Below are 22,946 nucleotides of genomic sequence, written 5' to 3'. Positions count from 1 at the left end.
CACCACAAATCGCTGCTTTTTAAAAATTTTAATAAAATATTCAAAATATTTTTGAAAAGCATTTTTTTTAGATATACAGGATGGCATCACAGTTTTTTTATGCCTCTTTTTGACATTCTCTGAGCGATTTTTTCACTCTCTTTGATTTTTCTTCAAATGCCCTTGCCACCATAATAAAACACTTCTTCTCCAAAAAACACTCCCTTTATCACCACAAGACCTTTAATGAGATGCAGCTGCGATTGAAAAAGTCTATTATTTCAAACTGATAAGAAAGAAAAAACAATGAATATCCTCCTAAAAATTAAAGAAAACATTGATCTTTTTTCTTCAAATACCCACTCCTTTTAAAAAATTTCACCAAGTAATATTTTCTTGTAAGCACACTCTTTAAATATACAAAACATTGATTTATAATGACAATATATCATTTTTCATACCGGATAAGCTTCAAATATCGACAAATTCTCTCTTTTCAAATTTTTTTATCAAAAACATGACCTTCATTAAGCCCACATAGCTTCACTTTATATATCACTATATTGCACTGATTTTAGAAAAAGCATAGATCGCTATCAATTTGAACTCGAATAGAATTGGATACTTTTGGTGTACAGCTAAGCATTTTCAGCCCTTATAAAAAGAATCCGCCTATCAAAAAGATACTGTCCCTCGTACAAAAAAGGAGTAAAAGCCGAAATGATAGTGCCCTCGAAGAAGAGAAGCGCTTCTGCTGGTTCTATAACAAAGATATTTTTTCCCGTGGCTCTACTTAATGCAATGGACATGTATCATATTTTGCTGCCTGGATGCTTATTCTGAATAATATAAGAATTCAAGTAAAGCACCTTAAGCAAAGAGACCTTCACTTTATGCGATACTGGTTTTAGAAAAAACTTTGCGGATCAATATCAATTTGAACCCGAACGGAACTGGGCATTTTGGGTGTACCGCTAAGCATTGCACGTATAAACCCTTGTATATCAAAAGAACGCTGTCCTTGCAGCAAAAGCCGAAAACGATAACGCCCCCGAACCAAAGCCAAAGGCGCTTCTGCTGGTCCCATAACCGAGATATTTTTTTCCCGTGGCGCTGCCTGACGCAATGCGCGCGCATAATGTTCTGCTGCTTGGCGCTGTTGTGCAGACACGATCAAAGAGGCAAGCCGCCCATAGGGAGGCAAATGATAATGCTGACGCGCTGCAATCTCACGTGTGTAAAAATCTTCTGGCTGGCATGCAAGTAAGGCTTTGATAACCGGATGATCTGGTTGATAAGTTTGCAATAATCCTAAACTTTTCAATCCCACACGCCCTGCTCTTCCGGTAACTTGAGAAAGCAGCTGATAGGTACGTTCACTTGCGCGTAAATCGCCATTGGCAAGACCAAGATCAGCATCAATAACACCAACCAGAGAGAGCTTGGGAAAATGATGTCCTTTAGCGACCAACTGTGTTCCAATAATAATGTCCACATCGCCATTTGCAATGGCTTGTAATTCGCTTCGCAACTTCCCAATCCCTCCTTTGAGATCTGTTGAAAGGATCAATGATCGCGCTTGAGGAAAAAGCATTTGTGTTTCTTCGGCAATTCTTTCCACACCCGGTCCACAAGCCACGAGATGATCTAATGTCCCGCATTCAGGACAGGCTTGAGGAAGTGGTTCATGATATCCACAATGATGACATTTCAGTTGCCCTTGCGCACGATGTTCGACCAACCAACTTGAACAATCGGTACAATGAAAACGATGTCCGCAAATTCGGCATAAAGTCAAAGGTGCATAACCACGACGATTAAGAAAAAGAAGAGCTTGTTCGCCCTTATCAAGCGTTTGTTTTAAAGCCCTTTCAAGAGCAAAGGAAATAAAGCGCCCCTTTTGCACTCCTCCTTGGCGCATATCAATCACCCGCAACTGTGGAAGTGCAACTTCTTTAAAACGGGAAGGTAAATGCACCTTTTGATAACGCCCTTTTAAAACATTGGCTTGGCTTTCAATCGACGGTGTTGCTGAAGATAAAATAACAGGAAAATGCTCAAAAGAGCCCCGTGCAACAGCCATATCACGCGCATGATAAAAAATGCGCTCTTCTTGTTTATAAGCGCTATCATGCTCTTCATCGACAACAATCAAGCCAAGCTCATGAAAGGGAAGAAAAAGTGCCGAACGAGCCCCCGCAACGACACGCACCCGCCCTTCTGCAACTTGCCGCCAGACGCGTTCTCTACGACGTGGCGTCAGATCAGAATGCCATTCTGCTGCCGCAGCGCCAAAACGTGCATAAAAACGATCTAAAAACTGCTGAGTTAAAGCAATTTCCGGCAATAAAATTAAAACCTGCTTGCCCCCTTTGAAAGCTTGAGCGACCGCTTCAAAATAAACCTCTGTCTTTCCTGATCCGGTAACACCATCAAGCAAAAAAACTTGAAACTGAGAAGATAAAACACCTTCCCGCAATAATGTTGCTGCTTCATTTTGCGCTCCCTGCAACTGAGGGGGACAAAAATCAGGATCAGGCATTGCCACAAGATCAGGAGCAGGAACCTTAACATCTTCAAAAATTCCTAGCGCTTTTAAACCTTCAACAACAGAAACCGAAGTTCCAGCCGCATGTGCCAGACCAGAACGTGTCCATATCTTCTCATTACGCAGCAATTCCAAAATCCGTGATCGCGCTGGTGTGAGACGTTCTACATTTCCACCACAATATCGCAAACCCAGCATCTGCGCTTCCGGCTCTAAAGCAGCCGGTACCGACAAAACCAATCGTGCTACAAGACCAAAAGGTGCCATTGTATAGCGACTAACAAAACGCAAAAATGTGATCATTTCTGCCTTTAATGGGGGACAATCAAAAACATGAAGCAGAGAGCGTAATTTTTCACGCGCCACAGGAGCAGACTTTTGCCCATCGGCTGTCTGCTCTCCAACGTCCACAACAAAACCGCAAAGCTCACGCCCCATCAACGGAACCCGAACAAAGGAACCAACGTTCACCTCCATAGAAGATGGAACTTTATAACTATAAGCGTGAGCAACAGGAAGAGGAACCAATACGGATACAATCTTTTCCTCTATCATGTTTGAATTCATCTTTTAAACCAATCTACGACCTATTGAACACCAACAGGCCTAAACCTTAATCTTTAAACACTCTTATAAAATTCATTGCAGGATTCAATCCCCCCGATTACAACACTTTTCTAACAAAAATTCTTTTTAATACTCATTTCATCACCAAAGTGCCAATAAAAGAACCAATCTCATCGTCTATAATAAAAAACTCTATAGCAAAAAAAACAGCGCCATTCTTCTGTGCAAATAAAGCGCATCACTATTAAGCATTCAACATGCTATCGGTTAAGTGCATCCTTCAACAAAGCGATCCCATAGTATGACTTCTTCCCAACGCACACTTTTATTTTTTTACCGCCTCATATCTCAATTTATCTTCAACAAACTGATTTATAAAGATATAATCATCATTTTACCTATTGTAATAAAACCCTCAATACGATGAATTTTTCTCATTTCAACCCCATCGAGGAACATTTGTAAATCCTTATTGATGAAAGAGTATCCCATGATTTTAATTATAGGGAGAATAATATTGCAAATGGAGCCGTTACAATATTCACTTTGGCTTTGTGCCAAAACGTGAAAACACGTGTATACATCTTTCAGCTTGATTGAGAATCAAGCAACAATACAAGCAGCACAAAAGCGTATTGTTGAAGAATGGAGAACACAGAATAAATCAATGTAATTGACCATAAAAAAACCCTTCATGCGTAAAATTTTACAGGCGTTCTTCAACAGTGTTTTACGACAAAATAAATCCATCCGCTTTCATCAAAAACAAAGTTAAACATACCCCCTAAAAAAGGAAGGTATCTTATGATGCACTCTCAAATATCAAGAGCAATCGCAAATAGGAAATGAGCAAAGTGTTTGATAATGCTAGCTTATTTCCATAAATATAAAAACACCGCTACGCAAAGATGCCAATACGCAAAAATGTTGGTACGCAATGAATTCTATACCTTATCACGAGTAACACTATGAAATGGGTGTGGAAACGATAAATCATATTTCTTTACCGAAAACGGGTACATGATTAACACCATAGCATTCTTGTTCTTTACACAGATATTAATTCTTTCTCTTGCTTTTGCAGTCAACAATAGCGCATAACAAAAAATAGGATAAAGCTAAAAAGAAGAGGTTAGAGATGAAATTTTTTGTGGATAGCGCCAATATTGAAGAAATTCAAGAGTTACAGAATTTAAGCCTTGTTGATGGTGTCACAACCAATCCCTCTCTTATCCTAAAATCAGGACGCAATATTCTTGATGTTACAAAAGAAATTTGTGCTCTCGTTAGCGGACCTGTTTCTGCTGAAGTTGCAGCAACGGAATTTGAAAGCATCATGAAAGAAGCAGCTGTTTTAGCAAAGATTGCCGACAATATTTGTATCAAGCTTCCTTTAACACTCGATGGATTAAAAGCCTGTAAAGCCCTCACAGCAGCAGGACTAAAAACAAATCTCACACTTTGTTTTTCTGCCAATCAAGCCTTATTAGCCGCCAAAGCAGGTGCAACATTCGTTTCACCTTTTATTGGTAGACTTGATGATTGTGGAAATGATGGAAGTGAACTGCTTCATGAAATTCGCACAATTTATGATAACTATAACTTTGAAACACAAATCCTAGCCGCTTCAATCCGCACCGTTAATCATGTCAAAGAAGCAGCACTAAGCGGTGCTGACATTGCAACAGTTCCACCAGCAATCTTAAAAGCACTGGTCAAACACCCTCTCACCGACAAAGGGTTGCAAATATTCCTCAACGACTGGAAAAAAACAGGACAAAATATTGCTTAATATCTAGAATTTTTATTGGAAAGATCTTTTGAAAGTAACAAAAAGATCTGTTCAGCCAACTCTTCCGCAACACGTTTTTTTGCATCTTCTTCTGCTTGCAGCGTTGCATATTCTTGACGAAGTCGCTCAAAAGATGCATTCATCATTGCTGTTCCTTTTGCAACAAGAGTATTTTTCATATCCTGCAAAGTGTAAGAAGCTCTGCTCATAACAGTTCCAACAGAAGGTCGTCCCTTTCTCTTTTTCTCGAAATCAACCTCTATCTGCATCGATTCTCTGGTAAAGACGGATATCTGCAATGCCAATTGATAAGCAGGTAGAGAAGGTTTAGCACCATTTCCATACAAAAGAAATAGAAGATGATTGCGCACCATTTGTCCAAAACGATCCGAAGGTTCTTCCACAACAATAGAAGCAAGCTTTTGCGCTAATCCCAAAGAAGCTTGTCCAGAAGGGTGCCCAGAAGCAGGATTCCCATAAGAAGCAGAATCCATTGTCATTGCACTCTGCAACTCTTGACGGTAAAGCGGTTCAACTTTGCATCCACACAACAGTGTGAATACACCAGCTAAAATGACAAGAATAGAACTTCTAAAAAACGACATTCACAATCCTTTGTGGAACAACAATGATTTTTTTCACAGGCTTTTCAATCAGCTGCGCCTTTACAAAATCTAACGCCAAAACCGCTTCTTTAATCATCACCTCATCAGCAGTTGCTGCAACGCTCACCTCACCACGTTTTTTACCATTAATTTGTACTGGCAAAGTATAGCATTCCGCAACGGTTAACGTGGGATCATAAATAGGCCAAGCAAGCGCAGATATTAAATTTTTTCCCCCTAAAGCAGCATGACATTCTTCTGCTAAATGGGGCATCATGGGTGCAATCATAGCAAGAAAAAAATCCATAGCTTGACGTAAAGAAGCTTTCATTTCATCGTCAACACTTTCTATCCTATTTAACAACGGCGCCATAATATTCAAGAATTCATAAAGGCGTGCAATAGCCCGATTAAAAGCGAATTTTTCCAAATCATCTTCTACAGCGCAAAGCGTGCGATGTGCGACCTTTGAGAGTTCCAAAGCCGCTCCCTGATGCCCTGCACAAGGCGCCACATCCTTTAAAATAGAAGCACTCACAGCCACATGGCGCCAAACACGCTGTACAAAGCGATGTGCACCTTCAACACCAGATTCTGTCCAAATGACATCCCGCTCGGGAGGAGAATCTGACAACACAAACCAACGCACAGTATCAGCGCCATAAGATGCAATAATATCATCAGGATCAACGACATTCTTTTTTGATTTTGACATTTTCTCAATCAAACCAATCGTCACTTCACTTTGATCGGTTAATTTATAAGCACACCGCTTTCCATCTTTTTCAACAATCGAAATTTCTGCTGGAGAAACCCACCCTTTACCATCTCGATAGGTTTCATGCACCACCATACCTTGGGTAAAAAGCCCCTTAAAAGGCTCATCTACCGTCACATGACCGACCAATTTCATAGCACGCATAAAAAAGCGTGCATAAAGAAGATGCAAAATGGCATGCTCAATTCCACCAATATATTGTTGCACAGGCAACCATTCAGCTGTTGCTTGTTTGTCAACAGGTCCCTGCGCAAAAGGAGCCGTAAAGCGTGCATAATACCAAGAAGAGTCAACAAATGTATCCATGGTATCGGTTTCGCGTTTGGCAGGTTGACCACAGGAAGGACAAGTAACATTCTGCCATGTTTCATGTCGTGCAAGAGGATTTCCTGGTTGATCAAAAGTAACATCATCAGGCAACACAACCGGTAAATTAGCACGTGGAACAGGAACAACCCCACAAGTTGTACAATGGATCATCGGAATGGGGCACCCCCAATAACGTTGACGCGAAATCCCCCAATCACGCAAACGAAATTGCACTGTTTTCTTCCCTTGCGGTTGCCCATTGAGCATTTGTTTTTCAAGCTTTTTAGCAGCTTCTTCAAAAGCTTGTCGGGGTGTCAAACCATCCAAAAAACTAGAATTGATCATCACCCCATCACCCGTATAAGGTGTTTCAGTAATAACAAAATCTTCTGCTTGCTCTCCTTTTGGCAAAACCACGGGTTTTATTGGAAGATCATATTTACGCGCAAAATCGAAATCTCTCTGATCATGAGCTGGACAACCAAAAACAACCCCTGTTCCATAGTCCATAAGCACAAAATTCGCGATATAAACGGGAATATGTACTGTTGAATCGAAAGGATGAACAGCCAAAAGGGGCGTGAGAAACCCTTGTTTTTCAGCTGTTTCAAGTGCTGCCGTTGTCGTTCCACCACACCGACAATTTTCAATAAAAGCACTCAACGCTTTGTCTTTTTTTGCCAAAGCTTGTGCAATAGGATGATCAACAGACAGAGCCAAAAAGGAAGCGCCAAACAGTGTATCAGGACGCGTTGAATAACAAACAACCTCATCAAATTTCTCACAAACATCATCAGCATCACCCGCCGACTTTAAAGCCCAACGAATCAGCAAACCTTGTGATTTTCCAATCCAATTTTTTTGCATGGTGCGAACTTTTTCCGGCCATTGGTTCAGCTCTTCAAGCCCTGCCAAGAGATCTTCACTAAAGTCGCTAATTTTGAAAAACCACTGCGTCAACTCACGTTGTTCCACCAACGCACCAGAACGCCATCCCCGCCCATCAACAACCTGTTCATTGGCCAAAACAGTATGATCAACAGGATCCCAATTCACCTTAGCCACTTTACGTGCTACCAACCCCTTTTGATAGAAATCAAGGAACAACATTTGTTGGCGGTGGTAATATTCCACATCACAAGTCGCAAATTCCCGAGTCCAATCTATCGAGAGCCCTAATTGCTTTAATTGCCCACGCATCACCGCAATATTTTGATAAGTCCAAGTTTTAGGGTGCACTTTATTTTGCATAGCAGCATTTTCAGCCGGCATCCCAAAAGCGTCCCACCCCATAGGATGAAGGACATTAAACCCCTTGGCGCGTTTATAGCGTGCAACCACATCCCCCATGGCATAATTGCGCACATGCCCCATGTGAATACGGCCAGAAGGGTAAGGAAACATCTCTAAAACATAATATTTTTCACGAGCATCTTCTTGGACAGTCTGAAAAATTTTCTTTTCATCCCAAATTTCTTGCCATTTTTTTTCTCTCGCCCGTGGATTATAGCGTTCGCCTATCTTATAATGCTCAATCGTCATTCCCATTATACTCTTTTAATAAAACTGAACAAAAAAACTTGTTTTATTATGCTTGACCATGGATTAACCTCATCGTCAACATTTTCGTGAAATATTTCCCTAAGTATTTTATAAAACTTTAAAAAAAAACGACCAACTCTTGAACAAAAAAGGTAAAGCACAAAAACATGAATACACAAACGCCCCTCAATGCCCCTTCCACTGAAGCATGGCAAAACCTTCAAAAAGACATTGCTGAAACATGTCAAGAGCTACAACGCCCTGTAGAAGAAATTGAACTTATCGCTGTTTCAAAAACTGTTTCTGCTATTGATATACGACCCCTTTTACAAGCAGGCCAATCTTTGTTTGCAGAAAACCGCGTACAAGAAGCGGCACAAAAATGGCTCGGGTTACGTCAACAATTTGAAAATATTAAACTCCATCTCATCGGTCCCCTACAATCGAATAAAGCCGCTGAAGCTGTCAAACTTTTTGATGTCATCCAAACGGTTGATCGTGAAAAAATAGCAAAAGTTTTGATGGAAGAAATGCAAAAGCAAAAAAGGCATCTTCCCTGCTATGTTCAAGTCAATATTGGCTTAGAACCGCAAAAAAGTGGTATCGCACCACAAGAAGTGATCCCTTTTGTTTCTCAATGCAAAAACAATTATGGACTTGATATCATCGGACTTATGGGCATTCCCCCTGTCGACGAAAACCCCGGTCCCTATTTCGCGCTCTTAGCAAAATTAGCAAAACAAGCAGGTCTTCCAAAGCTTTCCATGGGTATGTCCAGTGACTTCAAAACCGCTCTACAGTTTGGCTCTAATGTCCTTCGCATTGGCTCCGCTTTATTTGGAAAACGCCCTGTGTAAAGCAATTTCCCCTCATATAAATTCCCATTGAAAATTCTACGAACAAGCCAAAAACAGCAGAAATGAGAAAAATATTTCCTTCAATCTCAATAAAGGAGCAATTCTAGCAAAAAAGATTCCAGTCCCTCTTTCATCCTGTTAGCAAAATAAGCAAAAAAGCTGGTCTTCTCAAATTTCTCACCGGCACATCCACAACACGTACAATAGCTTCAAAATAGCATTACAATTTGGCTCTCATATTCTCGCATATTGGCTCTACTTTACTCCCCTCTGAACGCCTCTCCAGCAAAAGCAACATAAAAAATAAATCCTTATATAAAAGCAAAATGATAAGAGGGGCGTTGAGCATGAATGAAAAAACTGTCGCAAAATCACTAATAGCAAAAGAATATTGAATACGATTATCGCAATGATTTTCATTGAAAATCACGCATTCTCTTAACTTCTCCAACATGCGTAAACAATTTCCCCGCATGCCAATGGCGTAAAGCAGGCAAAAGAGGCTTATGGCTGCATAATACAATAACAAAACTCTTTCATGTAAGTCACTTGAGCAAAATAAACATCTCAAATACCCAATAGAGCACCAAGAGCCGCGCTAAACAACATGCTAGCAATCTATAAGATCAACGATAGCATAGAGGCTTTCCATGCTCTACAAAGCATAACATACGGTCAATATTCGCCTGAAAAATAAAAGAACGAATCTCACGCATGTGCGCATAATACATGCAAGAAAAACAATGGCAATGAGACCGATTTCAATAACGATATTTCTTTATCTTTCTCGTAAACAAAGAGAAAAACTTCAACTTTTCATATGCGCAATTTTTCTGATTTTAAACTTTAATTAAGAAAAACCATGGGGTATTTCTTATATTTTAAAATATTGTAAATAATATTATTATCTTTTTAAGAAAAAAATTAATATATACATAACATATATATGATTTATATAGTATTTTTATTTCCATTTTTAAAATTTATCTTTGACAATGATCTAAAATACGTAATAACCATTTGAAATGTATCATTGTGATACTACTTTTAATGTGGATAATTAAGGAGAATTAATATGTTTGGTTCATTCAACACATTCGGTCATATGGCGACAAAGATATCTCTGAAGTTAAATAATTTTGTAAGTATATTTGTAAGAATATACCAAAATTAAATATCTACATCTGTGCATAAAATAATTTTCAGAGATATCTATTGTGGATCACATCTTATAATCAGGATTTTTTTATAATGAATATTTGTTATGAAATCGTAAGAATGTTTTGTATTCTCATTGTCTTTATCCCTATATATGCTATTGGTTTTTAAAAGTGGTAGTTACAGTTGGAAAGTAAATATAAAATAAACTTTATATACAGTAATTCTTTTCATTATTTCTGATATTTTGGTTTAATTAATTATTAATAAACTTATTCTTTTTTAAATAAGGGAATACAAAATAAAAAACATTTAAAGCGATAATCAATAAAGCACCTTCATCTCCCTTTTTATATGATATTTTTTAGTGCCTTTATGCTTTTATAAAAAGCTCTTTACTACAATAGATTCTGCCACATTTGAATATCCTAAAAGCATAAAATACTCTCTTGAATACAAACGTATCAGATTTTAAAAATTGACTATTCTAATCTTTGTCATTTAGTCTAACCTCACAATGAAAAGCTTTTGGGAAAACTCTGCCACAAATATAACCATACAAAAATACAGAGGCAGATTTTTCCAAACAATAAAAAGAGGGAAACATGACTGAAAAAATTTATCCAATATCAGAAGAGATCAAAAAAAATACTTTACTCGATGAGGAAACTTATCAACAATGGTATCGAGAAAGCATCAATGATCCAGAAAGCTTCTGGGCCAAACATGGTCAACGCATTGAATGGTTTAAACCTTTTACAAAAGTAAAAAACACTTCTTTTAACGGAGATGTCTCCATTCAATGGTACGAAGATGGGATAACAAATGTTACCTATAATTGCATTGATCGCCACCTGAAAACCCATGGAGACAAAATCGCGCTCATTTGGGAAGGAGATAATCCTTATCATGATAAAAAAATAACCTATAACGAGCTTTATGAACATGTTTGTCGTTTTGCTAATCTTTTGAAAAGTCGTGGCATTAAGAAAGGCGATAAAGTAACCATTTATCTTCCTATGATTCCCGAAGCAGCCTATGCCATGCTTGCTTGTGCTCGCATTGGAGCTATTCATTCGGTTATTTTTGCTGGCTTTTCTGCTGAAGCAATAGCAGGACGCCTTGTCGATTGTGAATCAACCTTTATGATTACCGCTGATCACGGCTTGCGTGGCGGCAAACGGATCAACTTAAAAGACAACGTTGACCATGCCATTGAGATAGCCGCGCGCCAAAACGTGCAGGTGGACCAAGTCATGGTTATACGGCGGACTTGTGGACCCATTCAATGGGTAGAGGGGCGTGATTTTTGGTACCACGAAGAGATAGCTCATGCCAAAACAGCTTGTCCAGCAGAACCCATGAATGCTGAAGATCCGCTTTTTATTCTTTATACTTCAGGCTCCACCGGCAAACCTAAAGGTGTTTTGCATACCACAGCAGGCTATCTTGTTTTTGCCTCGATGACTCACCAATATGTTTTTGATTACCACCCCGATGAAGTTTACTGGTGTACGGCTGATATTGGTTGGATAACCGGCCATTCTTACTTGGTTTATGGACCTTTATGTAATGGTGCGACCACTTTAATGTTTGAAGGCACACCAACCTTTCCTGACAAAGGCAGATTCTGGGAAATTGTCGACAAGCATCAAGTCAATACACTCTACACCGCACCAACAGCTATCCGCGCCTTAATGGGAGCAGGAAATTCGTTTGTTGAACACTCAGACAGGACGTCGTTGCGTCTTTTAGGCACGGTAGGCGAACCGATTAACCCAGAAGCATGGGAATGGTTTTATCATATAATTGGAAATGACCGTTGTCCGATTCTCGATACATGGTGGCAAACGGAAACAGGAGGGCATATGATCACACCCTTGCCTGGTGCAACCCCCCTCAAAGCAGGATCGGCCACACGTCCTTTCTTTGGTGTTCAACCCCAAATTGTTGATGCCCAAGGCAATGTTTTAGAAGGTGAAGCAGAAGGCACTCTTTGTATCAGTGATTCATGGCCCGGACAAATGCGCACACTTTATAAGGATCATGAACGCTTTATTCAAACTTATTTTTCCTCCTATAAAGGAAAATATTTTTCAGGCGATAGCTGTAGGCGCGATAGCGACGGTTATTATTGGATCACAGGACGAGTTGATGACATTCTCAATGTCTCGGGGCACAGATTAGGAACCGCTGAAATTGAATCGGCTCTTGTTTCTCATCCCTCTGTATCAGAAGCAGCTATTGTGGGTTACCCGCATCCCATTAAAGGACAAGGAATTTATAGTTTTGTGACCCTCATGGAAGGAACAGCGCCAAGTGAAGAATTGCAAAAAGACCTTATCAAGCATGTGAGACAAGAAATAGGCTCTATTGCCATATTGGATAAAATTCAGTTTGCTCCGCAGCTTCCCAAAACGCGATCAGGGAAAATTATGAGACGTATTTTACGAAAAATCGCTGAAAACGATTTTGATACTCTCGGAGATATTTCAACTCTTGCCGAACCACAAGTTGTTGAAGATCTGATTGCCAACCGACAAAACTAAAAAACACGACGAAATACAACATACGGTGGTTTTTGTTTTTTGCTAAAATTATCTCAGCATTATTACGAAAACCACCGAGGATAATAAAAAACAAAACAATTCATGAAAAGCTCAATCATTCTAACAACAAACGCTTTTCTTCATGAGAGGTAAGAAATAATTTAAGCCAAAACCTCAGGATTGGGATACGAACAAGAATAAGAAAGTAAGATAAAAAGAGCAACATAGCTTTTTAAAATCACCCAATGTCCACTCAGTGCAAAAAAAGCTTCTGAGTAAGAAGGAAAAATAGTTCTGATGTTTATGCTAGAATCCCTTTGAAATTCCTGCTAAAATCATAAATAAGGCTAAAAAAAGAAAGTATAAGTGATAATATTCTTGAGCAAAAATATTTATCTATAACGAGGGTGTATAAAAAATATTGAAAACCATGAAATCTAAAATAAACAAGCTTACAACAAAAATCTAAAGCAATGAAAGTAAGAGTTTTTAGAATAAATGATGCAATATAAAATCAGGAGTAATAATAAAAAGTGATTCATTTTGAAAATGTCGGCCTACGCTATGGAATGGGCCCTGAGGTCCTTCGTGATATTAGCTTTCATATTCCTCCTGGATCATTTCAATTTCTCACAGGTGCCTCTGGAGCAGGGAAAACGTCGCTGATGCGTCTTATGTTTTTGGCACTCAAACCCACCCGCGGTCATATTGATCTCTTTGGAACAGACACAGCATTGCTCAAACGACAAGAGCTCCCTGCGCTGCGACAACGTATCGGGGTGGTTTTTCAAGATTTTCGTTTACTCGACCACATGACCACTTATGAAAATGTCTCCTTACCTTTACGCATTAAAGGACAAGAAGAAGCAACCTATCGCAGTGAAGTGGAAGATCTTCTCTGTTGGGTAGGTCTTGGAGATCATATTCATGTTTTACCACCGGTTCTTTCCGGTGGGGAAAAACAAAGGGTAGCCATTGCACGCGCACTCATTGATCAACCTGAAATTCTACTTGCCGATGAACCCACCGGAAATGTCGATCCGCCCTTGGCAAAACGCCTACTGCGTTTGTTTATTGAATTAAATCGTTTTGGAACAGCTGTTATCATTGCTACCCATGATATTGCCTTAATGGAACAAGTTGCAGCACGACGTATGCTTCTCCATAACGGACGGATGACGATTCATGAATAAGTCTTTCCCCATTTTTACAAGCAATAAAAAAAATACAACAGCGATTATTCCCAGTGGTAATATTTCTGGAAAAGCATTAGTTGCCGTGATTGCTATTATGACATTTCTTTCAAGCCTCACCTTAATCGGTGTTGATTTGGTCCAACGTGCCGCCCAAAATTGGAGTAATCAGATTAGCTATGAAGCAACAATACAAATACGCCCCATTGACAATGTTGATATCAACAAAGCACTCCGTGATGCCGTACAATTGGTTAAAACATTTTCTGGTGTACAAGATGCAAAAATTGTTGACCAAAAAGCTACAGAAAAGTTACTGGAGCCATGGCTTGGAACAGGCTTCAATGTCAATGAACTACCCCTTCCCCGCCTCATCATTGTGACCCTGAAGAGAGATGAAAAAATCAATTTTGCAGCCATTAATCACGCCATTAAAACCCAAATTCCAGGAGGTCAATTTGATGATCACCGTGTTTGGGTTCATCGTTTTGCGACCATGGCACACACCACTGTTTTCATTGGTTTTTCAATTTTAGCATTGGTTTTAGGCTCTCTTATCCTCACCATCATTTTTGCCACCCGCAATGCATTGGCAGAAAATACACATATTATCAATGTCTTATATTTCCTTGGTACTGAAACTCTTTTCATTGCGCGCCAATTTGACTGGCATTTTTTTAAAACTGCGCTGCGTGGTGCTTTATATGGTGGTCTTACAAGCATATTTCTGTTTTCAGCCTTTTGCTTCTGGACGAATTATAACTTGGGAAGAGTAGAAGCTAGCCAAGTAACAGCTTTGTTTGGACATCTTTCCATAAGTTCCATCCCCTACGGAAAAATCACTCTGCTTATTATTTTCGTTTCTTTTCTCACCACCCTTACCAACCGCATGACTATTTTAGCGCAACTGAAAAAAATCGATCAATGTGAAAACGGTTTATTTTAATTTTATGACTCACAACAGCCCCAACTCATTGATGCAAAAAAATTTAGAACGTCCTCTTCCAAAACGGCCCCACTATAATAGTTGGTCTCCCTGCTTTTTATTTCGCTATTTTCCACCGACAACCCTTACTCTTTCAATCATTGTTTTCATTTTCTGGAGCGGTTTTATCATTTTTTCTGAAAAAACTGAACGACTTTCTCCCCCAACACCTCTCCCCAAAGCGGATGCCATTATCGTGCTTACAGGTGGAGAAAACCGAATAGAGACAGGACTTAATCTCTTACAAAGGGGGTTTGGTTCACGTCTCCTCATCAGTGGCGTAAACACCACAACCAATCTGAAAAGTCTCATGCACAACATGCATATTACCCCACGGCTTATCTCCTGTTGTATTGACATCGGGCATCAAGCGATTAACACCAGAGGAAACGCCGAAGAAAGCGCCGCTTGGATCAAAAAACACCACTATAGAACCCTTTATATCGTCACCCATGATTACCATGTGTGGCGCTCAATGCGAGAACTTAAATATTTAATGCCTGATATCCATTTCATTGCCTATCCTGTTAAAAAGAACAATGCTGAAAGCGCAATACAACAGATCAATCAAATCCGCATTCTTATATTCCAATATATTAAAACGCTCCAAGTCTATATCAGAACCGCATTCTAATCTTTATCCTTCTGACTTTTTAAAAACCTTGCCACCCACGAACCGCTTCATACCCTTCCACACGAGTTGCCTCTATAAAAACTCGACAGAGCTTACCCTCATACAACGCAGAACATCCCAATGCACGTGTCACTGTATTTGCACGTTCACCCAAAACATCTCTTACATCCCAAACATATCTCACAGCGCGGATCTGTACATACCATCCCAATATATAAGCTCTTGTAAATAGAGCCCCCAGACAGCCATAAGATCTCCAGACTTGTCATAAAAATCTATTTATACCACTGTCTTACCCTTCATAAAAAATGCAAACCGCCTCACCCTATATTTTGCCACCCCCCAAGTATTACGATAGCTCTTAAACCTCTTGGGATGATTGGTAAGAGGCATGCATTACGCCTTTCTTAAACACGAACATACCAACCTCGTATGACATGCAAAGAAGTAATTTTAATAGATTTAAAATGAGAAAATTTATAATACTTAGATTTCTCATTCAACAGAGAGAATGTTAAACTATCATTATAAGTCAATATATTAGTAACAATCTCTTATTCTAAAAAGCATCTTCATAAGAGCATTTTAGATCACAGATAGAAATAAGCTCAAAACGCACACCGCGACAAATACCCTACGTTTTTTATCGCAATCTTTTTTGAAATCATTTCGCTCTCTAAGATCACCTTTTGTCTGGTTTCCTCTCCCAAAAAGAACGAAAACTTTTAAACTCTATTGATCTGTAAACAATAATAACTCAGCTTCTTGTCTAACGCGTTCCACCTGCTCACTTCAATATCAGAACACCTCAAAAGACAGATTTCATGAGAATTGTCATTTCCTCTCAACATCTCAAAAGGCGACGATTCTTATTAGCAACGATTTGTAAACAATCCACTTTCTCTGGACAGGTTCCACTCAGCTTCCCCATTTATATGGTTTACTCACATAAAGCTAGACAAGAAAACCCTGCCTGAGAATATTCATCACTACCGCTAAAGCTCATGCGTCATAATTTTAGCGACCTCACTGCCTAAGGTGCTTTATCACATACAATATATTGATTTATAATGAAAATTTATTACGCTACAACTTGAATGAGAGCTCTCAATATCATCAGATTCTCTCATTTCAAATCTATTCTCTATTGAATCAATCAAAACCATTTTCTTGCACATCACATAGGACTTGCACATCACAAAGGAAGAGAGCCTGCGCAGCGTAAAACTGTACAAGAAAGACATGCCTCTTATGGACGTGTCTCAAGTGCCAAGGGCTGTCGCAATACCCACGAGCTGACAAGGTGTGTGATAGTGCCAGTTTGTTACGACACAGCGCTATTTTACCGCACAATGGATAATTTAACCTTTTCAGTTTCTCTCACTTCCAATTTTGGCAGGTTGCGCACAATTTTCATTGTTTCCAAGCTTACAGTAATAACCCGCTGAAACAATTCCAATGGATAAGCTGGATTACTCACCGTTTCAACAGCATAGCGATTGGCATCATTCACAATCCCACTCGCTTTATCCGTTTTGACAACCTGCCGCTCCATAACCCATTCAAGAGCAGGCCTGCCATTGATCACATACTCATAAGCTTCAAGAGGAATATTCTGCATCGTGATATTCGCATTATAAACCACGGTGCTTTTGTCAATAGCACCACGCTTACCAGCAAATTTCATTGCTTCAACACGATAAAAACTCTTCTCATCAGAAATCACCCAAGTTCTTGGATCACCCTGTTTATAGGTAACGGGATAGGGTTCAACCTCTTCATAATTCATATGCAAATCACCAAGCTTTCGCCCCGCTGTAACAAAAGCCCAAAAATCCTCTACCTTTTTAACTGTTGGAATACGCGGCAATTGTTTAGACAGATTATGCGCATAACGAGCACGATAATCTTCAGAATGCAAAATCCCATAAACATAATAAAACAAATCATCCTTTGTTATCATTTCGCCAGGATAAGCTGCCTTAAAATAAGCCAACCCTTCGTCCGTAAGAGCATCACGCCGCTCTAAACCAGTTTCTTTGCTTTCCTCTGCAAAATTTGCAAACAAATGAACCTGATCCCCCTCCTTATTTTTCAAGGACACAGTATCTTCATAAACATACCGTGGAAAACATTGACCAGTATCCATTGCATGAAGATTAGATAAATTCTTAGTCATCAGAACAGAAAATCCACTGCTTGCTCCAATTCCCGTAACTTGTATCACCTTATTTTCAGCCGCTTGTTCCAGAGGAAAAATACGTGGCATTTGTAAAACTCTATGGTTAAAAACACGATTGTAATAGAGCCACTGTTGTGTAAAAGGACGATAAAGGCTCTGAGTAATATACGTATCTTTAAATTTAAAAGCTTTCCCCCTTATTAATTCTTCTTTAAGGCTACTACTCCAACTAATCTTTCTAGAATCTGTATTGACAAAATCGTTCACAGCATTTGCACGTGCTTTGCGATCAGAATGTAGATACGCAGCATTAAAACGCTCTACTTCACTGTTATAAAAAGCAATCATATTGCTCATATTCTTTGCTAAAGCTTCACGACTTGAGTTATATGTCCAAGCATCACGACTAGTTTGTATACCGCCAGAAAAATTTTCAAAGAGCCTTTTATCACTGCCTTTCTTGTCACCTAAGGCTAGAAATTTTTCAAAATCATTATTGCGCTGATTCAGCCAATCGCCATGCTCATCAGGTGTAATCATCTGCCAGCTGTGTTCACGTGTGATACCACCAATACTCCCCAACCTCTGAAGTTCACGGAGCTTTTCTTTTGCTGTGAGATAATCTCCAATATCACGAAAATATATTTTCCCATGCTGTTGTGCATCCGGATTTTTAACCAAAATGGAAATCGCAATAGGTGCGCGAGACCCAGAACCAAAAATCTTTCCCCCCTCCTTTCGAGAGAGTTCTCCAGAAGTTCGTTGATTCCCCCGCAAATGGAAAATATAAAGGCTGCTAAATTCCTCGATTAAACATTTTCGTAAACCATCCGTAGAGTAACTACTGATAAAACCTGCATTTGTCACAAAACCAATAACACCACAGTCTTTTATACGGTCACTTGCCCAACGAATGGCACGAATATAACTGTCATAAAGTCCATTAACATTGCTTGCTTTAGATTGAGCGGCATAGGTTTCACGAATGCGACGATCCAATTTAGGATAGCCAATATTCTGCGCATTGTCGTTTTCACTTTTTTGTCCAGAAGAATAAGGGGGGTTGCCAACAATAACACGAATATCCAGTTCCTTCTGGTGCGCCCGACGTGTACTGTTATCCACCAGCAAATCACTGATCAGGTCTTTTTCTTGCTCATAAAGCTGGAATGTATCGGTTAAACAAATTCCCTCAAACGGAACATAATCGCCCCCCATCAGACCATGATAGGTCGTCTCAATATTAATGGCTGCAATATAATAGGCTAAAAGCACGATTTCATTGGCATGAATTTCACGACAAAATTTGTGTTTCACTTCTTCTGGCTTTATCAGACCCGATTGTAAAAGCCGCGTGATAAAAGTACCCGTTCCAGTAAAAGGATCCATGATGTGCACACCCGGTGAGCCAAGCGTTTGCCCAAATTCTTGCTCTAAGACATCATTGACAGAGTGCAAAATAAAATCCACAACCTCGACGGGGGTATAAACAATGCCTAGTTTTTCTACAGTGCGTGGAAAAGCATAACGAAAAAACTTATCATAAAGCTCTACAATCAACCTCTGTTTTGCTTTTGGATCCGTAATGCCACTGGCTCGTAATTTTACACTTGCGTAAAATTTTTCCAGATCTTTGGATTCCTTATCAAGATTTGCCTCATCAAGCACATCAAGCATACGCTGCATAGCACGCGAGACAGGATTCTCACGTGTGAACTGATAGCCTTCAAACAACACCTGAAAGACAGGACGCGTGATAATATGCTGTGCCAACATCTCAATCGCATCAGCTTCTGTAACAGCATCATTTAAGTCATCACGCAGTTCTGCCACAAACCTGTCAAAGGCTTGACGCGCCTCAGTATTTGGCTCTGCCAGAATGCCTGTTAAGCGCGTGATATGATTCTTAGCAATTTCAGCAATATTGCTCGCCCAATCCTCCCAATAATCACGTGTCCCACATTTCTTAACGATCTTTGCCAAAATCGCACGAGAAAGTTCATCTACGCAGAAAGAAAACTCCTCGTTTACCTGCTCTGTAAGAAAGCAATCATGCTCCAGACTTCCAATTCCCGCTCGTGCAGGCTGTGAGCGAACCGGAAGATTGTCTACAACAGCCGTAACAGCCTGTAACTCAGTGCTCTGCGTGACACCAATAATCTCAATCACATTGCTGATATCTTGCCCGAGGGATGCCTTATTAATCGTCGCATCAAAACGATCATCATGCGCACGCAAAGCATTTAAAATTTGCCAGATAACCCGATATTTATCATTGTTGTTCAAAGCCTGTTCCACTGGAGTATCAGGAGGAATACCAATTGGCAAAATGACATATCCCATCTTTTTACCTTCAGAGCGACGCATCACCCGCCCAACCGCTTGCACAACATCAATCTGGCTTTTGCGTGGATTTAAAAACATGATCGCATCAAGAGCCGGAACATCCACCCCCTCAGACAAACACCGAGCATTGGTCAAAATACGACAAACATCATCCCCACTATCAGCTTTCAACCAGTCAAGTAATGCACCACGATCCTTCGCATTAAAAGTGCCATCAACATGCTCAATTTCACACTTCAGAAAATGCTCATTTTCTGTATCCTCTTTCGTATAATCAAGATATTCTCTAACAACCGTAGAAAACTCATCACGCACAAGTTCAGAACTTTTAATAGTTTTACAAAACGCTAAAGCACGATGCATAGGATATAAATCCGCACCAACATCAGCCTTCATATTTTGTTTTGTCAAAGCCTTATAACAGCCAATAATCTTTGTTGCATCATCAAGAATAAGCTCAGTATCGCTATCACTAAGGCGCTTCTGAACAGCGGAACTGACCAATTTTTCGTCCATTGCTAAGACAATAACCTTATAATCTGTTAAAAGATCATTTTGTACTGCCCATGAAAAACCCCGATAAAAAAGTGTTTTACCAAAAAGCTTTTCATCATCCATAGAAGCAAGAACAGCATTAACTTCATTCGCGCGACTTTTTGCGTTATCACCAAAAATACGTGGTGTCGCTGTCATATAAAGGCGTTTCTTGGCACGAATAACATCATTGGAATGCACCTTAACAAAATTGGATTCATCCTCGCCCACCAGCGTTACCCCTGTTGTACGGTGCGCTTCATCACAAATGATAAGATCAAATGTTGGCAAACCATAGTTTTTCTGAGCATCAGCAATCACCTGAATAGATTGATAGGTTGCAAACACCACGGTCATCTTATCTGCAACACTCTTCGCCACCTGTTCTGCAAGTTTAGCAGCATCGGTTGTCGCCGGAAAAGCAAGATCAAACACATCAATTTCAGCAACATCATCACTATTTTTACGACGCTTTCCCACTTGTGTATCGGAACAAACAGCAAAAGATCTCAATCCGATTCCTGCATCCGTTGTCCATTCACGAACCGTCTGTGACATCAGTGCCAAGGAAGGAACAAGAAACAAAACAAACTTGCCTTCACCCGCCAAATCCTCAGCAATTTTAAGACTGGTAAATGTCTTACCAGTACCACAAGCCATAATAAGCTTCCCCCGATCTGCTTGAGCAAGCCCAGCACGCACATCACGCAATGCTTCCAATTGATGTGGACGGATTTTCTTTTTATCCTCCAAAACAACTTTGCCCTGGGCTGCAAAAGTTTCCCAACGGATCGGACTTTGTTGTATATCGGAAAGATTAATCCGTATAACAGGAATATCCTGCCCCCGTATCATTGTTTCAGCGTTATCACTCCAAGTACTTTCAGTACTATCTATAATAACACGCCGCTTGAATGGAGCTTTCCCTGATGCCGAAATAAAACTATCAATATCTGCTTTTCTAATCCGATAGGCTGCATCATAAAATTTACATTGGATTGCCGCAAAACCCCCTCCATCACGAAGCTTTGCCACAAGATCGATACCAGTATCATGACCATCCCAATCATTTTCATGAGCCCAATCTTTAAAGGTTTGAACCTTCTCATAACACCCAGACTGAAGAGGATCATGTGTCAGATAAGCAAGAGCAAAACGCTCAAAATATGTACCTTTATCTCGTTCGGTACGCGCTTCATCACGATAGCTCTGTAAAAGCGATTGCAGCGTCGTCATGCTTTTCTCTCTATTAAAAACATCTTCAATTATCGAATCTAGACCTATTCATTAATGCCTCTTGTTCTACCCAAAAAACTTAAAAAAAGCTTAAAATTGCTTGATTTTAAGATATTTCTTCTATGCTTAATTAAATCAACAAGAGAGAATCTTTTGATCTTTTTGAGTATCCCCCAAATCATATGATGCATTTATTGATGTCTATATCCCTATGGAAATAAACGGTAAGGCGTGATGATTTTGAAAATATTTTTTGCCTTTTGTTAAGAATACACAATAAAGTGCGCAATAATTTTAGGATTTAGCTTAAGAATGAGAGGAGGAAATGGATAGGACACCTGCGAACACACAAGACACCAAGGAAGAAACTCCACACACAAAACAGCGCATTTTACGAACGATCATGCATATAATTTCACTATAATACGCAAAATATTAGTCGTGATATTCAAAATATTGATTTTTGAAATATTTCTTTGTCTTTTGTTCTTTCGTAGACTAATTATTCGCTTCTTATACTTTATAGCGGGTGATTTTAGAATTCTTTTTTATATGTACAATATATTGATTTATAATGATAATATAGCGTCATTCATATTAAATTAGAACTCTGAATAACGTAAGATTTTCTCATTTCAAATCTGTTTATCTTGAATCAATCAAAACCACCCGCTTGCACATCACAAGCGGGATGAGTGTGTGGAGAAAAACTGTACAAGAAATGACTAAAAATGGCTCTTATGAACCGCCGCCTTAATGCAAGGTCTATCGCAACACCCACGAGCTGGCAAATATAATGATGGTGCCGGCTTATTACTTCATAAGCGTAAAGATGGAGGTGCTCAATAGATTTACCATGAACAGCGTCGCAAAATAGGCTTGGATACCTTGAAAAATGTTTCTTTAAAACAAGAGTGTTAATGTGCAACACAATGGCGCTCTGTATCGAACTTGTAGCAGGAGGAAGAATACCATACCAACTAGACATACCATTGCTCATCACTAGCGCCATTATGTTCTTTAGCAGCATAACTGCAGCTTGGTATTACGATGCTCTTACTTCATCTCACATCTGCTGAATATGAGCTTATTCTTTTTCAATAAATGAAAGCCCCTTTCATTCATACATCATTCAAAATAAGAAGCTATCCG

11 protein-coding genes and 1 pseudogene are annotated in these 22,946 nt (G+C 39.5%); 7 read left to right on the top strand and 5 right to left on the bottom strand.

Going from position 1 to position 22,946, the window contains the following annotated elements; genetic code table 11:
• Positions 1 to 886 precede the first annotated feature (886 nt).
• A complete protein-coding gene (locus ACFIQC_RS06780; RefSeq protein ID WP_375706923.1) occupies positions 887 to 3,082 on the bottom strand; it encodes a primosomal protein N' in 2,196 nt (731 codons plus the stop codon).
• A 1,150-nt stretch (positions 3,083 to 4,232) separates the two neighbouring features.
• Here ACFIQC_RS06780 and fsa point away from each other — a divergent pair.
• Complete coding sequence (gene fsa, locus ACFIQC_RS06775; RefSeq protein WP_375706922.1) at positions 4,233 to 4,886, top strand: fructose-6-phosphate aldolase; 654 nt, start codon at positions 4,233 to 4,235, stop codon at positions 4,884 to 4,886.
• Here fsa and lptE read toward each other — a convergent pair.
• Both lptE and leuS read right to left on the bottom strand, forming a co-directional pair.
• Positions 4,883 to 5,491: an LPS assembly lipoprotein LptE gene (lptE, locus tag ACFIQC_RS06770; RefSeq protein WP_375613171.1), complete on the bottom strand. Its 609-nt coding sequence runs from the start codon at positions 5,489 to 5,491 to the stop codon at positions 4,883 to 4,885. The two genes, fsa and lptE, sit on opposite strands and share 4 nt — an antisense overlap.
• Entirely contained in the window at positions 5,478 to 8,120 is a 2,643-nt protein-coding gene (gene leuS, locus ACFIQC_RS06765) for a leucine--tRNA ligase (protein ID WP_375621052.1), read from the bottom strand. Before leuS ends, lptE begins: the two co-directional genes overlap by 14 nt.
• Before the next feature lie 167 nt (positions 8,121 to 8,287).
• Between leuS and ACFIQC_RS06760 the strand changes: the two genes are divergently transcribed.
• From ACFIQC_RS06760 to ACFIQC_RS06740, 5 genes are all read left to right on the top strand, one after another.
• Positions 8,288 to 8,977: a YggS family pyridoxal phosphate-dependent enzyme gene (locus ACFIQC_RS06760; protein WP_375706921.1), complete on the top strand. Its 690-nt coding sequence runs from the start codon at positions 8,288 to 8,290 to the stop codon at positions 8,975 to 8,977.
• A 1,763-nt stretch (positions 8,978 to 10,740) separates the two neighbouring features.
• Entirely contained in the window at positions 10,741 to 12,684 is a 1,944-nt protein-coding gene (acs, locus tag ACFIQC_RS06755; RefSeq protein WP_375686001.1) for an acetate--CoA ligase, read from the top strand.
• 533 nt (positions 12,685 to 13,217) lie between these two features.
• Positions 13,218 to 13,877: a cell division ATP-binding protein FtsE gene (ftsE, locus tag ACFIQC_RS06750; RefSeq protein ID WP_273723097.1), complete on the top strand. Its 660-nt coding sequence runs from the start codon at positions 13,218 to 13,220 to the stop codon at positions 13,875 to 13,877.
• A complete protein-coding gene (locus ACFIQC_RS06745; protein ID WP_375706920.1) occupies positions 13,870 to 14,823 on the top strand; it encodes a cell division protein FtsX in 954 nt (317 codons plus the stop codon). The genes ftsE and ACFIQC_RS06745 overlap by 8 nt, the downstream gene beginning before the upstream one ends.
• Positions 14,824 to 14,827: 4 nt before the next feature.
• Positions 14,828 to 15,496 carry a YdcF family protein gene (locus ACFIQC_RS06740; protein ID WP_375621027.1) on the top strand — a complete coding sequence of 223 codons (669 nt, stop codon included), beginning with the start codon at positions 14,828 to 14,830 and terminating at the stop codon, positions 15,494 to 15,496.
• Between the two features lie 19 nt (positions 15,497 to 15,515).
• On the opposite strand, the gene ACFIQC_RS06735 is transcribed toward ACFIQC_RS06740, so the two are convergent.
• Together ACFIQC_RS06735 and ACFIQC_RS06730 are read right to left on the bottom strand one after the other, a co-directional pair.
• Entirely contained in the window at positions 15,516 to 15,650 is a 135-nt protein-coding gene (locus ACFIQC_RS06735; RefSeq protein ID WP_375706919.1) for a hypothetical protein, read from the bottom strand.
• A gap of 1,188 nt (positions 15,651 to 16,838) precedes the next feature.
• A complete protein-coding gene (locus tag ACFIQC_RS06730; protein WP_375706918.1) occupies positions 16,839 to 21,794 on the bottom strand; it encodes a DEAD/DEAH box helicase in 4,956 nt (1,651 codons plus the stop codon).
• A gap of 731 nt (positions 21,795 to 22,525) precedes the next feature.
• Between ACFIQC_RS06730 and ACFIQC_RS06725 the strand changes: the two are divergent.
• Positions 22,526 to 22,712 (top strand): annotated as a pseudogene (locus ACFIQC_RS06725) (integrase); the annotation flags it as partial.
• Positions 22,713 to 22,946 lie beyond the last annotated feature (234 nt).

The sequence above is a fragment of the Bartonella sp. AA126HLJHH genome, assembly GCF_042197425.1.
Classification (GTDB): Bacteria; Pseudomonadota; Alphaproteobacteria; order Rhizobiales; family Rhizobiaceae; genus Bartonella.
Note: the sequence above shows the minus strand (reverse complement) of the source record. Positions and strands in the feature narration are given on the sequence as shown.